Raw genomic sequence first — 13,894 nt, forward strand, 5'->3', positions numbered from 1 at the left:
GTGGTGGCGGCGGCGGCTTCGGCGGCGGCGCTCCCCGGGCTGCGGCCGCCCCCACGGGCCCGGAGCGCGACGCCACGGTCAAGTGGTTCAACAAGGAGAAGGGCTTCGGCTTCGTCGAACTCGGCGACGGCTCGGGCGACGCCTTCCTCCACATCCGCGCCGTCGAGGCGGCCGGCCATGACGACCTGCAGCCGGGCACCCGGCTCACCGTCCAGACTGCGCAGGGCCAGAAGGGCCCGCAGGTCACCAACGTGACGAGCGTCGACACCTCGACGGCCGAGGCGGCTCCGCCCCGGCGCGAGATGCGCGATGCGCGTCCCCCGCGGACGGGCGGCTTCGGCGCCCCCGGCGGCGGCTACGGTGCCGGCGGCGGTGGTTACGGCGGCGCCGGTGGCGGCTACGGCGGAGCGGGTGGTGGCTACGGCGCCGGTGGCGGTGGCGGTGGTGGCCGCGTCGCCTCCGGTCCCTCGACCGAGATGCAGGGCACCGTGAAGTGGTACGACCCGGCCAAGGGCTTCGGCTTCGTGTCGGTGAACGACGGCGGCAAGGACGTGTTCGTCCATCGCTCCGCCCTGTCGCGCGCCGGCCTCGAGTCGCTGGCCGAGGGTCAGACCGTGACGCTCGCAGTGGTCGACGGCCAGAAGGGCCGCGAGGCCCAGAGCATCAACGTCGACGATTGATCGTCGCCGAATCGGACGAACGCGGCGATCTCGCTTCCGCCGCGTTCCCGGTGAGATTGCAGACGGCGGTCCCTTCCAGGGCCGCCGTTTCGCGTTTCGGATCGACAACCGGGCAAGCTCGCATGCGTCGCACCCTTTCGCTCGTCCTGGTTCTCGGGCTCGCGACATCCGCGCAGGCCGAGGATTTCACCGGCGCTTATGCCGGCGTGAACCTCGGCTACGGTTTCGAGCGCGGGCGGGATGCGAAGACGTCGGGTGCTGTCCCGGGAGCGCGTGCGGGGACGCCCAGCGCCAACGACCTCCCGCCGAGCGCGTCGCTGGCCGCGAAGTCGCTCCGCGCATCGAGCCCGGCCGCCTCGCGCTGAGAGATGTCGGCGCGCACAACCGGGATTACGGCCCCGCCATCGCCTTGATGATGAAGTCGCGCCGCACGAAGCTCGCGTAGTCCGGCTGGGCCGCGAGGTTGCCGAGGGCGATCTGGGTGTCGAGGGCGATCTTCAGGGCATCCGGCGTGATGTCGACGCTCTCGGGATAGACCTTGTCGCCCATCATGCGCTTCACCGCGGCCTCGACGACGGTCGGGTCGAGGTTCGGGAACTCCTTCTTCGCGACCGCGACCGCCTTGGCCGGCTCGGATTGCATCAACCGGATCGCCGCCTGCATGCCGTTGACGAAGGCCTGCGCCACCACGGGATCCACGTCCTTGCGCGCGCTCACCGCTGAGAAGGCGTAGGGCCCGTACTTCTCGGGGAAGCCGAGGACGACCTTCATGCCCTTCGCCGCGACCTGGTCGAGGCCGGGCTCGTACAAAACGGCGACTTTGGCCTGGCCGGCCAGGAACGGTCCGGGCTCGGTGCCGAGCTGTACCTGCGTCAGCGTCACGTCGTCCTTCGACAACCCGTTCTCCTTGAGGAGCTTTAGGAACAGCGAGGTGCTGGTCGTCGGCATCAATCCGGTGACGATGGTCTGGCCCTTGAGGTCCTTCACGTCCTTGAACGCGAAATCCGGCGTCGTCGCGATCCAGACGGCCGCACCGTTGACGACGTTGGCGACGACGCCGACGGGGGCACCTTTCGAGGCCGCCACCGCGGTCCATTCCGGACCGTGGATCGAGAACTGCGCGCTCTTGGAGATCACCGCCGACAGCGCGACGCTCGGGGCGCCGGCGGTCTCCTTGGTGACCTCGATGCCGGCCTTCTCGAACAACCCCTCGTCGAGGGCCACGTAGAGCGGCAGGTAGAGCATCGATTGGAAGGCCTGGCTCACCGTCGCCTTCAACGCCGCCGCCGAGGCCGGCGCGGCTCCCAGCAGCCAAGCCGCGGCGACGGTCGCGAGGAGGGGACGGCGCTGGATCATCGGGGCCACTCGTTCTGCAAAGGAAAGGGCAGGGAAGGGGGAAACGGCAGTCGCGCGCGACGCGGCGGCCTGGAGCTCAGACCTGAACGCTGCCGGCGGTGTCCACCTGCCGCCACGGCAGGATGCGGCGTTCGGCGAAATCGATGACGTGGTAGAGCAGGAAGCCGACGAACATCAGCACGAACAGCCCGACCCAGACGGCGTTGAGGTCGTAGAGCGACGAGGCGTTGTAGATCAGGTGGCCGAGCCCCGCCTGGGACGAGATGAACTCGCCGACGACGGCGCCGACGAGGGCGAAGCCGATGTTGATCCGGAACATCCCGATCATCGCCGGCAGCGTCGAGGGCACGATCACCGAGCGGAAGATCCGGTTTTTCGAGGCCCCCATCGAAGCCAGCAGCGCCTGCAGGTCGGGGTCCGCGTCCCGGGCGGCCTGATACGCCGCGATCAGCGCCACCAGGGCGGTGAGCGAGACCGCGAGCGCGACCTTCGAGATGAAGCCGGTGCCGAACCAGAGGATCACGATCGGCGCCAGCGCGATCTTCGGCACCGAGTTGATCGCCACGATGAACGGCTCGACGATCCGCGCGACCAGCACCGAATACCAGAGCCCGAGGCCCGCTGCGGAGCCGAGGACGGTTCCGATGACGAAGCCGAGGATGGCTTCCACCACCGTGAGCCAGGTGTCGTGGACGAGGCTGCCGTCCAGCACGCTCTTCACGAACACCCGCCAGATGCCCGAGGGGGCCCCGACCAGGAATTCAGTGAGCCATCCGGCGTCCACCGCGATCTCCCAGCTCGCAAAGAAAACCGCCACGGCCAGAATCTGGATCAGGCCGCGCCCGAGGGTGGTGTCGATCGCGCGCGCCAGGGCACCCGGTCTGCGGCGGGTCGCGGCCGGTGTCGCCGGGCTCTGCGCCGTCGGCGCCTGGTCTTGCGAAAGGCTTTGGATCGCCATCAGGCCGCCCTCGCTCGGGTCTGGATGTCGAGTTCGCCGCACAGGGTGTTGAAGTATTCCGAGAAGCGCGGATCGCTGCGGGCGCCGATCGGCGACCGATCGTTGAGCGCGATATCGTACACCGCCTTCACCCGGGTCGGCCGGTTGCCGAGCACCACCACGCGCTTGGAGAGGGCCACGGCCTCGTCGATGTCGTGGGTCACCAGCACGACGGTCTTGTGGAACGTCTCGACGGCGTCGAGCAGCACGGCTTCGAGGTAGAGCCGGGTCTGGTAGTCCAGGGCCGAGAACGGTTCGTCGAGGAGCAGGATGTCCGGGTCCATGATCAGCGTCCGGATCAGCGCCGCGCGCTGCCGCATGCCGCCGGACAGAGTCTTCGGGTAGGCGTTCTCGAAGCCGGAGAGCCCGAAGCGGGCGAGGTAGTCCCGCGCCGTCTCGGTCGCGGCCCGGGCGTCGACGCCCTTCATCTCCAAGCCGAGCATGACGTTCTGCAGAACGGTGCGCCAGGGGAACAGCAGGTCCTTCTGCATCATGTAGCCGACGCGCCCCGAGAGCCCGGGCACGATCTCGCCACGGAAGCGCATCGTGCCCTCGTCGGGTTCGAGCAGGCCGGCGATGACGTTGAAGACCGTGGTCTTGCCGCAGCCGGACGGCCCGATGATGCTGACGAAGTCGCGCTCGTAGATGTCGAAGTTCAGCCCGTCGAGCACCGGCACCGCGCCGCCCCGAGATGGGAACGCCTTCCGGATGCCCCGCAGGGCGAGCTGCACGTCCCGACCGTTCGCAAGCGCATCCATCGACGACTCCACCGCTGGGGCGGAGCCGAGCAAGGCCTGGGCCAATCGGAATGCAAAATGCAGATTCGAGGCTGTTCGGGTGGCTTCACATCGGCGCTCGCGCCCGGAGGGAACCCCGAAACGAACAAGGGCAAGACGCGTCGCCGCGTCCTACCCAAGATCGTATAAGTCCGAAATTCTTTGGTGGGCGCACTAGGGTTCGAACCTAGGACCCGCTGATTAAGAGTCAGCTGCTCTACCAACTGAGCTATGCGCCCGATCGCCTGAGCGACCCGCCGCGGTCCACCAAGTCCCGCTGCGATGCGGGCTGATACCAACCGGGCCGGGGGCTGTCCACCCCGCGAGTGAGGTTTTTGCCCGCGGGCGGGGATTTTCCCCCGGCTCGGTCGGTTTTCGGACTACTCCGCCGCCGCGTGCTGCGCATGGATGCGCACGGCGGAGGCTGCCAGCTTGTTCAGCGCCGAGAGGTAGGCCTTGGCCGATGCGACCAGAGTGTCCGGGTCGGCGCCGCGCGCGGTGATCGAGCGCTCGCCCGCCTTCAGGCGGACCGAGACCTCGGCCTGCGCGTCGGTGCCGGCGGTGACCGCGTGGACCTGGTACAGCTCGAGCTGCGCCTCGTGCGGCACGAGCGCCTGGATCGCGTTGAACACCGCGTCTACCGGCCCGTTGCCGTCGGCCTCCTGGGTGAGCGTCTTGCCGTCCAGGGCGACCTTCATCGTCGCCCGCTGCGGCCCGCGTGTGCCGGCGATGACCGAGAGCGACACCAGGCGGATGCGGTCGTGCGCGGTGGCGAGGTTCTCGTCGACCAGCGCCTCGATGTCCTCGTCGTAGACGTGCTTCTTGCGGTCGGCCAAGGCCTTGAACCGCTCGAACACGTCCTGCAGCTGGTTGTCGGACAACTTCAGGCCGAGCTCTTCGAGCTTGGACCGGAAGGCGGCCCGGCCGGAATGCTTGCCCATCACCAAATTGGTCTTCGTGACGCCGACGGAGGCCGGGGTCATGATCTCGTAGGTCTCGGCGTGCTTCAGCATGCCGTCCTGGTGGATGCCGCTCTCGTGCGCGAAGGCGTTGCGGCCGACGATCGCCTTGTTGAACTGCACCGGGAAGTTGGTGGCGTGGCTCACGAGCTTGGAGGCGCGCGTCAGCATCGTCGACTCGATGCCGGTCTCGTAGGGCAGTACGTCGGAGCGGGTGCGGATCGCCATGACGACCTCCTCGAGCGCCGCGTTCCCCGCGCGCTCGCCGATGCCGTTGATCGTGCACTCCACCTGCCGCGCGCCGCCCTCGATGCCGGCCAGGGTGTTGGCGATCGCGAGGCCGAGGTCGTTGTGGCAATGGACCGAGAAGATCGCCTTGTCGGCATTCGGCACGCGCTCGCGCACCGCCTCGAACATCGCCCGGTACTCGCCCGGCGTGGCGTAGCCGACCGTGTCGGGCAGGTTGATCGTCGTCGCGCCGGCCTTGATCGCCGCCTCGACGCAGCGGCACAGATAGTCGATCGGGGTGCGGGTCGCGTCCATCGCCGACCACTCGACGTCGGAGACGAGGTCGCGCGCCTGCGCCACCGTCTTGAGGATGATCTCGACCACCTCGTCCTCGGTCTTGCGCATCTGGTGCGCAAGATGGATCGGCGAGGTCGAGACGAAGGTGTGGATGCGGCCTTGGCGCGCGTGCCGAACCGCTTCGCCGGCCCGCGCGATGTCGGCGGGGATGGCGCGGGCGAGCCCGGCGATGGTGGCTCGCTGGGCGCGCCGTGCGATCTCGGACACGGCCTCGAAGTCGCCGTTGGAGGCGATCGGGAAACCGGCCTCGATCACGTCGACGCCCATCGCATCGAGCAACTCGGCCACCGCGAGCTTCTCGTCCAGCGTCATGGTCGCGCCCGGGCATTGCTCGCCGTCGCGCAACGTCGTGTCGAAGATCACGACGCGGTCTTTTTTCGTCTCGAAAGTGCTGGTCATCTCGTGTCAACCCTGTCGCGGCACCCTCCGCAATGCGGACCGGGCTGCCTTCGAAGCCTGAAGATTCGGCCGTGCGATCCCCTGAAGGCCCAGGCGTGCGCCCGGACGGCCCTCAGGGGCGGGTAAGCAGAAGCGTGCGGAGGGCGCGCGTCGGCGACGCCGCGGACGCGGCCTCGAGGGCGACGGGTGCTGAGCCGGCGCTGGCCAAGGCTCGTCTCTCCTCGGCGCCGACCTCGGGACCGCACGGAGATGTGCGGGGCCGGCGACGCAGGATTCGTGGATATCCCTCCGCGGCGGCGAAGACAAGCGCGGCCATGGGACGGGGTCTCGCAAAGAAAAAGGCACCCGCGGAGCGATCCGCGGATGCCTCGGATGGAATGGCCGCAGGAGGACGAGTCAGACGGCGATGCGCTCTTCGGCGTCCATCGGCTCGCGGAGCACGTAGCCGCGGCCCCAGACCGTCTCGATGTAGTTCTTGCCCTGGCTGGCGTTGGCGAGCTTCTTCCGCAGCTTGCAGATGAACACGTCGATGATCTTCAGCTCGGGCTCGTCCATGCCGCCGTAGAGATGATTGAGGAACATCTCCTTGGTGAGCGTCGTGCCTTTCCGGAGCGAGAGGAGTTCCAGCATCTGGTACTCCTTGCCGGTGAGGTGGACGCGGGAGCCGGCGACCTCGACGGTCTTCTGGTCGAGGTTCACGATCAGGTCGGCGGTGGTGATCACCGACTGGGCGTGGCCCTTCGAGCGGCGGACGATGGCGTGGATGCGGGCCACGAGCTCGTCCTTGTGGAACGGCTTGGTGAGATAGTCGTCGGCGCCGAAGCCGAGGCCCTTCACCTTGTCCTCGATGCCGGCCATGCCCGACAGAATCAGGATCGGCGTCTTGACCTTGGCGACCCGGAGGTTGCGCAGCACCTCGTAGCCCGACATGTCGGGCAGGTTCAGGTCGAGCAGGATGATGTCGTAATCGTAGAGCTTGCCGAGATCGATCCCTTCCTCACCGAGATCGGTGGTGTAGGTGTTGAAGTTCTCGGACTTGAGCATCAACTCGATGCTCTGCGCCGTGGCGCCGTCGTCCTCGATCAGAAGTACCCGCATCGTCGATCCCCAGCCCGGCCGGCCGTATCAGCGTTCGGACACGTCGCCGCCATTCGTCCGCCACCGGCCTGTGGACGGACGCCCCATCGTCATTGACGTGAAACGCTATTCGTTAATCGTTAACAAAACCTGATTCTCCGTGGCAAGCGATCGTTTGCATCTGCCTCGGCCTTTTTTCGTCCGGTCTCGGCTGTCCGTCCCGACCGCCCCGACCGCGCGCGGCCGATGCCGTACCTTCAACGCCTGCCAAGTCCTTCACATGTCACGGGCCGCGCGCGTTCGTGGCCGTCGAGCCACATCCGCGACGCATGTCCGGGCCGGATCGAGGGACCCGAACCGGCCGTGCGATCGGCCCCGCTACAAGCCCGATGACCGCAGTGTTAAGGAGGGAGGTAAACGAACCGTTAGGGCATCACGGATGACGCAGGACCAGGGCGGGACCGCGACTCGGACGCTCTCCGGCATTCGCGCTGGGCTGGAGCGGGTCGAGCCGCTCGAGACCTACGGCCGCGTCGTCGCGATTCGCGGGCTCCTCGTCGAGGTCGCAGGGCCGGTCGCCGCGATGCGGCTCGGTGGGCGGCTGGACGTGGAGGGCGCCGGCAGCGCCGGCTTGATCCCGTGCGAGATCATCGGATTCCAGGGCGACCGGGCGCTGGCCATGCCGTTCGGCTCGCTGGAGGGCGTGCGCCGCGGCTGCCCGGCCTTCGTGCGCGACGAGGCCGCGGGCGCGATCCGTCCGTCGCCGGCGTGGCTCGGCCGCGTGGTCGACGCGCTCGGCCGACCGGTCGACGGTCTCGGCCCGCTCGCCAACGGACCTGAGATCTATCCGCTGCGCGCCGACCCGCCGCCGGCCCACGCCCGCCGCCGGGTGGGAAAACCGCTCGACCTCGGCGTCCGCTGCCTCAACACCTTCCTGACGATGTGCGCTGGCCAGCGCATGGGCATCTTCGCCGGCTCGGGCGTCGGCAAGTCGGTGCTGCTGTCGATGCTCGCCCGCTACACCGCCGCTGACGTCGCGGTGATCGGCCTCGTCGGCGAGCGCGGTCGCGAGGTGCAGGAGTTCCTGCAGGACGACCTCGGCGCCGCAGGCCTCGCCCGCTCCGTCGTGGTGGTCGCGACCTCGGACGAGCCGGCCCTGATGCGCCGCAACGCGGCCTACGTGACCCTCTCGGTCGCCGAACACTTCCGAGACCAGGGCGCCAAGGTCCTGTGCATGATCGATTCGATCACGCGCTTCGCCATGGCCCAGCGCGACATCGGGCTCGCCGCGGGCGAGCCGCCGACGGCCAAGGGCTACACCCCGACGGTGTTTTCCGAGCTTCCGCGGCTGCTCGAGCGGGCAGGCCCGGGGGTGGGGGAGGGGACGATCTCGGCCCTGTTCACCGTGCTGGTGGAGGGCGACGACCACAACGAGCCGGTGGCCGACGCGGTGCGCGGCATCCTCGACGGGCACATCGTGATGGAGCGGTCCATCGCCGAGCGCGGACGCTACCCGGCGGTGAACGTGCTGCGCTCGGTCTCGCGCACCATGCCGCGCTCGTGCGATCCGGCGTTCCTGCCGGTGGTGCGGCGGGCGCGCAAGCTGCTGGCGACCTACGCCGACATGGAGGAGCTGATCCGCCTCGGCGCCTACCGCGCCGGCGCCTCGCCCGAGGTCGACGAGGCGGTCGCGCTCATGCCGCGATTGGAGGCTTTTCTGGGGCAGGGTAAGGAAGAAGCAACCTCCATCGGCGATGGTTACGCACGGCTCGCGGAGATCGTGGGCGGGTCCTGAGGCGGACGGTGCGGCGGGTCCTGGCCGCGTCGCACGTCCGGTACTACCGGGATCTCGTGCGTTGTGTGGAGTGAGCGTATCCCATGAAATCGCGTGACACGCTGATCCGGCTACGCCGCTTCCAGGTCGACGAGAAGCGTCGCCGCGTGACTCAGATCGAGATGATGATGGCCGACTTCCAGCGCATGGCGATGGAGCTCGACCGCGAGGTGGTCCACGAGGAAGCCCGCGCCGGCATCACCGACACCGGTCACTTCGCCTACCCGACCTACGCCCGCGCCGCCGCCGTCCGCCGGGACAACATGCGCCAGTCGGCGATCGCGCTCGAGAGCCAGCTGGCCGAGGCCAAGGCCGAGCTCGGCGAGGCGTTCGAGGACCTGAAGAAGGTCGAGATCCTTGACGACCGCGAGCGCTCGGCCGAGCGCGCCGCCGAGGCTGTCCGCGAGCAGGCGGCGATGGACGGCATCGGCCTATCGCGCGCCCGCGCCTAAGGCCGGGCAGCACGAAACCGTCATGATCCGATGACACTAGACCGTGCAGGCGTGCCCCGCCGGGCGTGCTTGCGGTGCGTCGCGTCCTGACGCATCAGGGGTTTCCCCGAGGTGCCGGTGTCCATGAAGAAGATCAGCGATTTCATCTGGCCGATCGTCGGCCTCGCCGCGGTCGCTGTCTCGGGATACCTGCTCTTCCGTGAGCTGCGCGGCATCTCGATGTCCGAGATCCAGGGCAGCCTCGCCGCCATCCCGCTGCACCGCTTCCTCCTGGCCGCGCTCTCCACCCTCGTCGCCTACGCCGCGCTCGCCTGGTACGACCGGATCGCGCTGTTGCACCTCGGCGTCACGCACATTTCGACGTTCTTCGTCTCGGTCTGCTCGTTCACCACCTACGCGCTGTCGCACAACATCGGCGCCTCGGTCTTCTCCGGCGCGGTGGTGCGTTACCGCGCCTACACCGCCAAGGGCCTGTCGGCGGCACAGGTCGCGGTGCTGGTCGCCCTGTGCTCCTTCACCTTCGGCCTCGGCACGATCCTGCTCGGCGGATTCGTGCTGGTGGCGCTACCCGACACCCTAACGCGGCTGCAGGGCTACCTTCCGACGATCCTCACCAATCCGAGCACAGCCCGGACGCTCGGCGCGGTGCTGCTCGGCGCCGTGGCACTCTACGTCGCCGGCTCGCTGCTCAAGCTCAAGCCGCTGACGATCCGGTCCTTCAAGCTCGAATATCCGCGCCCCCGCATCATGATCCGGCAGATCATCGCCGCCCCGCTGGAGCTGCTCGGCGCGGCCGGGATCATCTATTTCGCGTTGCCCGAGGCGCATAACCCGGGCTTCCTGGTGGTGCTGGCGGTGTTCCTCGCCTCGTTCTCGGCGGCCCTCGTCTCGAACGCCCCCGGTGGCCTCGGCGTGTTCGAGCTGGTCTTCGTCGTAGCGATGCCCGACATCGCCAGGCCGGCGATCATCGCAGCGCTGCTCGTGTTCCGGATGTTCTATTTCTGGCTGCCGTTCCTGATCTCGGTCGTCGTCGTGCTGCTCTACGAGCGAAACCGACTGGTCGGCGCGCTTCGCGGGACCGGGACGCAGACGGCTCGCGCCCCGGACCCGCCGCTCGTCGCCCAGGGCCTCGATCCGGCGAAGATCGAGCGAGACCTCAAGCGCAAGACGGTGTGAGAAGAGGGGCCCATGGCGCAACCGCTCGACCACGGACGCTTGCGCCAGGCCCTTGAGGCGCTTGGATCGGACCTTGCCGCGCGCGGCGTCTTCATCGAGTTGGCCATCTACGGTGGCGGCGCGCTGATCCTTCAGTTCGAATGGCGCCGATCGACCTGGGACGTGGACGCGGTGGTGCGGGAAGGCTTCGACGAGGCGGTGCTCGCACCTTCCGTCGCCAGGGTCGCCAGGGAGATGGACCTCGATTCCGATTGGCTCAACAACGCGGTCGGCATGTTCACGCCCCTCGACGAACCGGAGTCCTTGTTCGAGGTGTCGGGTGTGTATCCGTCCGAGGGCCCCCCGGGGCTGAGGACGCTCCTGGCACGCCCGCACTATCTCCTCGCCATGAAGCTCCGAGCCTTGAGCAGTCTCGATCGGGGCACGCGCGACATGGACGACGCCCGCGCGCTGGCCGCCCATCTCGGGATCGTCGACCTCGAAGGCTTGGTCACCCTCTACGCGTCGATCTACGACGAAGCCCCGACCATCGACGCGCGATTGCGCTTCCCGGCCATCCTGGATGCGTCCCCGTGAGACCCGCCACGCTTCACGAGGTCGCCGTCCGCATCCGCGAGGATGGCGACTGGGATCACCACAGCCGTGAGTTCCTCGACGCGTTCTACGCGCTTGACGGCAGGATCGAGCGGCAGACGGCGATGATCGCCGACGATCCCGGCCTCGTCGGCGTTCTGCGCGCGGACGCCTATCTCGGGGCGATGGGCGAACATCTCGCCCGCCGTTGGGGATTGCCGATCCCCGCATGGGTGCGGGACGACGCGCGCTATCTCACGACGGCGTGGTTCCTGCCGGACGAGCCGAACCTGCGCGATTACCTTCTCTGCGCGAGCCCGGTGGCCTTCCGCGTGCGCTTGATCTTCACGGGTCCGGACCCGCTGCAACGCGCACGCTTCCCCTATCACCGCGGCGTTCGCACCCTGCCGTTCGACTATCCGCCGCCCGACCTCACACCGAGCCGACGTTGCGCAGCCGCGCCCGCGCATGGATCTCCGCCTGGCTCATCACCGGGGTCTCGCGGCGGAAACGCTCGATGATCGAGCGCACGAACGGCCGGGCCTGAACCGAGGTGACGAGGACCGGCATCTCGCCCATCCGCGCCGCGGTCTCGAACCGGTCGCGCACCGTCTGCACGAACTCGGTGAGCTTCGAGGGCTGCATCGCGAGGTAGCGCTCGTCGCGCTCGCCCACGATCGAATCCAGGAAGGCCTGCTCCCAGGCCGGCGACAGGGTGATGATCGGCAGCATGCCGTCCGGCCCCTGGTACTGGGCGCAGATCTGGCGCCCGAGGCGCGCGCGGACGTGCTCGACGATGTCGCGCGGGTTCTTTACCGATCCGGCCACCTCCGCGATGCCCTCGACGATGGCGCCGAGGTCGCGGATCGAGACCCGCTCGGCCAGCAGGAACTGCAGCACCCGCTGGATGCCAGTGGTGTTGATCTGCGAGGGCACGACCTCCTTAACGAGCTCGGCGTGCTCCTTGGACAGCTCGCGCAGCAGCTTCGAGACCTCGACGTGGTTGAGCAGCTCCGAGACGTGCGCCTTGATGATCTCGGTGAGGTGCGTCGAGACCACGGTGGCGGCGTCGACGACGGTGTAGCCCTTGAGCTGCGCCTGGTCGCGCAGGGACGCGTCGATCCAGGTCGCGGGCAGGCCGAAGGTCGGCTCCAGCATATGCTGGCCGGGCAGCTGGACCTGGCCGCCCATCGGGTCCATCGCCATGAACTGGCCGGGGAAGATCTGGCCGGTCCCGGCCTCGATCTCCTTGACGCGCACAACGTAGGCGGTGGCGTCGAGCTGGACGTTGTCGAGGATGCGGACCGACGGCATGACGAAGCCGAGGTCGGCCGCCAGCTGGCGGCGCAGCGCCTTGATCTGGTCGGTCAGGCGGTCCTGGCCCTCGCCGCTGACGAGGGCGAGCAGCGCATAGCCCATCTCGAGCTTGAGGTCGTCGAGCTTCAGCAGGTCGGTGACCGTCTCCTCCTTGGCCGCGGCCGCCGCCGCGACGGCGGCGGGGTCCATCGGCACCCCGGCCTCGTCGAGAGGCGGCGCCTCGCGGGCGGTCTTGGCGAAGCGCCAGGCGGCGTAGCCGGAGGCGCCGGCGAGCGCGAGGAACGGCAGCATCGGCATGCCGGGCATCAGCGCGATCAGCACCATGACGCCCGAGGACATGCCGAGCGCCTTCGGGTAGTTGGCGAGCTGCTTGCCGAGCGCCTTGTCGGCCGAGCCCTTCACGCCCGCCTTCGAGACCAGAATGCCGGCGGCGGTCGAGACGATCAGCGCCGGCACCTGCGAGGCGAGGCCGTCGCCGATGGTGAGAAGGGTGTAGCTCTTGGCCGCCGCGCCGATCGCCATGTCCTGCTGCGCGACGCCGATGATGATGCCGCCGACCACGTTGATGAAGGTGATCAGCAGCGCCGCGATCGCGTCGCCGCGCACGAACTTCGAGGCGCCGTCCATGGCGCCGAAGAAGGACGATTCCTCTTCCAATGCCGAACGCCGCGCCTTGGCGACCTTCTCGTCGATCAGGCCGGCCGAAAGGTCGGCGTCGATCGCCATCTGCTTGCCGGGCATCGCGTCGAGGGTGAAGCGCGCCGCGACCTCGGCGATGCGGCCCGAGCCCTTCGTGATGACGACGAAGTTCACGATGATCAGGATCGCGAACACGATGATCCCGATGACGAAGTTGCCCCCCATCACGAAGTTGCCGAACGCTTCGATGACGTGGCCGGCCGCCGCCGTGCCCTCGTGGCCGTGGCCGAGGATCAGCCGGGTCGAGGCGAGGTTCAGCGCCAGCCGCAGCATGGTCGCCATCAGCAGCAGCGTCGGGAAGACGGTGAATTCCAGCGGGTTGTCGATGAACAGGCCCGTCATCATGATTAGCACCGACATGATGATCGACACGGCGAGCAGCAGGTCGAGCAGCACCGACGGCAGCGGGAAGATCAGCACCGCGAGGATGCCCATCACCGCGGTCGCGAAGAACAGGTCGGTGCGCTTGGAGAGCGCGTCGAAGCTGGCGCGGTTCGGCATCGAGAAGCCGCCGAGCGCCGACATCCCTCCGGTCCGCTCCGGCGCGATCGCCGTCTCGCTCATGTCCCTAACCCCCGCCCGCGACGGGCGGACCCGGCAAGATTTGCCGGTTGGATGGTTAGCGTCCTGTTAACGCGACGTCCCGACGACGCCATCGGCCAAGCTGGAACCCGGCTCCGCTCCGGCGGCTTGAACGGGCTCGGGATCGGGCCCACCGCACGAGCAGGCGCGCGATCCGACGTTCAACGACCGGAGGAACCACCATGGCGATGCGAGCCATCACCGCCCTGTTCGACGATTACGACGCGGCGGCCCGCGCGGTCGACAAGCTCGAAGCCGAGGGCATCCCCCACGGCGACATCAGCATCGTGGCCAATAACGCCGAGGACCGGCATGCCGGCCGACTCACAACCACCGGCGATCCGACCCGCTCGTCGCACCCCGCCGACGCGGGCGTCGGCGGCGCCGGCACCGGTGCGACGCTCGGCACGGTGCTCGGCGCCGGCACCGCGA

The 13,894-nt window shown here is 68.6% G+C and carries 14 protein-coding genes and 1 tRNA gene; 8 read left to right on the plus strand and 7 right to left on the minus strand.

The features are described 5' to 3' along the window. Together FV229_RS28465 and FV229_RS19810 are read left to right on the plus strand one after the other, a co-directional pair. Positions 1 to 680: cold shock domain-containing protein (locus tag FV229_RS28465; RefSeq protein ID WP_147753608.1), on the plus strand; the 680-nt coding region annotated here is incomplete at its 5' end. Continuing rightward, a complete protein-coding gene (locus FV229_RS19810; protein WP_348644197.1) occupies positions 677 to 1,045 on the plus strand; it encodes a hypothetical protein in 369 nt (122 codons plus the stop codon). The genes FV229_RS28465 and FV229_RS19810, both read left to right, overlap by 4 nt. A 25-nt stretch (positions 1,046 to 1,070) precedes the next feature. On the opposite strand, the gene FV229_RS19815 is transcribed toward FV229_RS19810, so the two are convergent. The 6 genes from FV229_RS19815 to FV229_RS19840 form a co-directional block, all read right to left on the minus strand. Then, positions 1,071 to 2,036, minus strand: a complete 966-nt coding sequence (locus FV229_RS19815) for an ABC transporter substrate-binding protein (RefSeq protein ID WP_147753609.1) — start codon at positions 2,034 to 2,036, stop codon at positions 1,071 to 1,073. A 76-nt stretch (positions 2,037 to 2,112) separates the two neighbouring features. Beyond that, positions 2,113 to 2,994: an ABC transporter permease gene (locus tag FV229_RS19820; protein ID WP_147753610.1), complete on the minus strand. Its 882-nt coding sequence runs from the start codon at positions 2,992 to 2,994 to the stop codon at positions 2,113 to 2,115. Then, positions 2,994 to 3,791 carry an ABC transporter ATP-binding protein gene (locus tag FV229_RS19825; RefSeq protein ID WP_147753611.1) on the minus strand — a complete coding sequence of 266 codons (798 nt, stop codon included), beginning with the start codon at positions 3,789 to 3,791 and terminating at the stop codon, positions 2,994 to 2,996. The genes FV229_RS19820 and FV229_RS19825 overlap by 1 nt, the downstream gene beginning before the upstream one ends. A 181-nt stretch (positions 3,792 to 3,972) precedes the next feature. Beyond that, positions 3,973 to 4,048 (minus strand) — tRNA-Lys (locus FV229_RS19830). A 141-nt stretch (positions 4,049 to 4,189) separates the two neighbouring features. Continuing rightward, positions 4,190 to 5,752, minus strand: coding sequence for a 2-isopropylmalate synthase (locus FV229_RS19835; RefSeq protein WP_147753612.1), 1,563 nt, complete (start codon positions 5,750 to 5,752; stop codon positions 4,190 to 4,192). A gap of 396 nt (positions 5,753 to 6,148) precedes the next feature. Next, positions 6,149 to 6,850: a response regulator transcription factor CtrA gene (locus tag FV229_RS19840; protein ID WP_147727979.1), complete on the minus strand. Its 702-nt coding sequence runs from the start codon at positions 6,848 to 6,850 to the stop codon at positions 6,149 to 6,151. 418 nt (positions 6,851 to 7,268) lie between these two features. Between FV229_RS19840 and fliI the strand changes: the two genes are divergently transcribed. The 5 genes from fliI (at position 7,269) to FV229_RS19865 (ending at position 11,385) form a co-directional block, all read left to right on the plus strand. Next, positions 7,269 to 8,624, plus strand: a complete 1,356-nt coding sequence (fliI, locus tag FV229_RS19845) for a flagellar protein export ATPase FliI (protein ID WP_147753613.1) — start codon at positions 7,269 to 7,271, stop codon at positions 8,622 to 8,624. A gap of 83 nt (positions 8,625 to 8,707) precedes the next feature. Then, positions 8,708 to 9,115 (plus strand): flagellar export protein FliJ, encoded by a 408-nt coding sequence (fliJ, locus tag FV229_RS19850; RefSeq protein ID WP_147753614.1) that lies wholly within the window; start codon positions 8,708 to 8,710, stop codon positions 9,113 to 9,115. 123 nt (positions 9,116 to 9,238) lie between these two features. Next, positions 9,239 to 10,291 (plus strand): lysylphosphatidylglycerol synthase domain-containing protein, encoded by a 1,053-nt coding sequence (locus FV229_RS19855; protein WP_147753615.1) that lies wholly within the window; start codon positions 9,239 to 9,241, stop codon positions 10,289 to 10,291. Between the two features lie 12 nt (positions 10,292 to 10,303). Then, positions 10,304 to 10,867, plus strand: coding sequence for a hypothetical protein (locus FV229_RS19860; protein WP_147753616.1), 564 nt, complete (start codon positions 10,304 to 10,306; stop codon positions 10,865 to 10,867). Further along, positions 10,864 to 11,385, plus strand: a complete 522-nt coding sequence (locus FV229_RS19865) for a hypothetical protein (RefSeq protein ID WP_246688261.1) — start codon at positions 10,864 to 10,866, stop codon at positions 11,383 to 11,385. Before FV229_RS19860 ends, FV229_RS19865 begins: the two co-directional genes overlap by 4 nt. Here FV229_RS19865 and flhA read toward each other — a convergent pair. Next, positions 11,297 to 13,444 carry a flagellar biosynthesis protein FlhA gene (gene flhA, locus FV229_RS19870; RefSeq protein WP_147753617.1) on the minus strand — a complete coding sequence of 716 codons (2,148 nt, stop codon included), beginning with the start codon at positions 13,442 to 13,444 and terminating at the stop codon, positions 11,297 to 11,299. The genes FV229_RS19865 and flhA overlap by 89 nt on opposite strands. Before the next feature lie 200 nt (positions 13,445 to 13,644). Between flhA and FV229_RS19875 the strand changes: the two genes are divergently transcribed. After that, positions 13,645 to 13,894 (plus strand): general stress protein (locus FV229_RS19875; RefSeq protein ID WP_348644198.1); only part of this gene is annotated, 250 nt, incomplete at its 3' end.

The sequence above is a fragment of the Methylobacterium sp. WL120 genome, from assembly GCF_008039465.1.
Lineage (GTDB): Bacteria > Pseudomonadota > Alphaproteobacteria > Rhizobiales > Beijerinckiaceae > Methylobacterium > Methylobacterium cerastii.

Excerpts from the sequence above, each read along its gene's own strand:
- FV229_RS19860 (WP_147753616.1), top strand. The coding sequence starts at position 10,304 with ATGGCGCAACCGCTCGACCACGGACGCTTGCGCCAGGCCCTTGAGGCG.
- FV229_RS19855 (WP_147753615.1), top strand. The coding sequence starts at position 9,239 with ATGAAGAAGATCAGCGATTTCATCTGGCCGATCGTCGGCCTCGCCGCG.
- FV229_RS19835 (WP_147753612.1), bottom strand. The coding sequence starts at position 5,752 with ATGACCAGCACTTTCGAGACGAAAAAAGACCGCGTCGTGATCTTCGAC.
- FV229_RS19840 (WP_147727979.1), bottom strand. The coding sequence starts at position 6,850 with ATGCGGGTACTTCTGATCGAGGACGACGGCGCCACGGCGCAGAGCATC.
- fliJ (WP_147753614.1), top strand. The coding sequence starts at position 8,708 with ATGAAATCGCGTGACACGCTGATCCGGCTACGCCGCTTCCAGGTCGAC.
- flhA (WP_147753617.1), bottom strand. The coding sequence starts at position 13,444 with ATGAGCGAGACGGCGATCGCGCCGGAGCGGACCGGAGGGATGTCGGCG.
- fliI (WP_147753613.1), top strand. The coding sequence starts at position 7,269 with ATGACGCAGGACCAGGGCGGGACCGCGACTCGGACGCTCTCCGGCATT.
- FV229_RS19825 (WP_147753611.1), bottom strand. The coding sequence starts at position 3,791 with ATGGATGCGCTTGCGAACGGTCGGGACGTGCAGCTCGCCCTGCGGGGC.
- FV229_RS19815 (WP_147753609.1), bottom strand. The coding sequence starts at position 2,036 with ATGATCCAGCGCCGTCCCCTCCTCGCGACCGTCGCCGCGGCTTGGCTG.
- FV229_RS19820 (WP_147753610.1), bottom strand. The coding sequence starts at position 2,994 with ATGGCGATCCAAAGCCTTTCGCAAGACCAGGCGCCGACGGCGCAGAGC.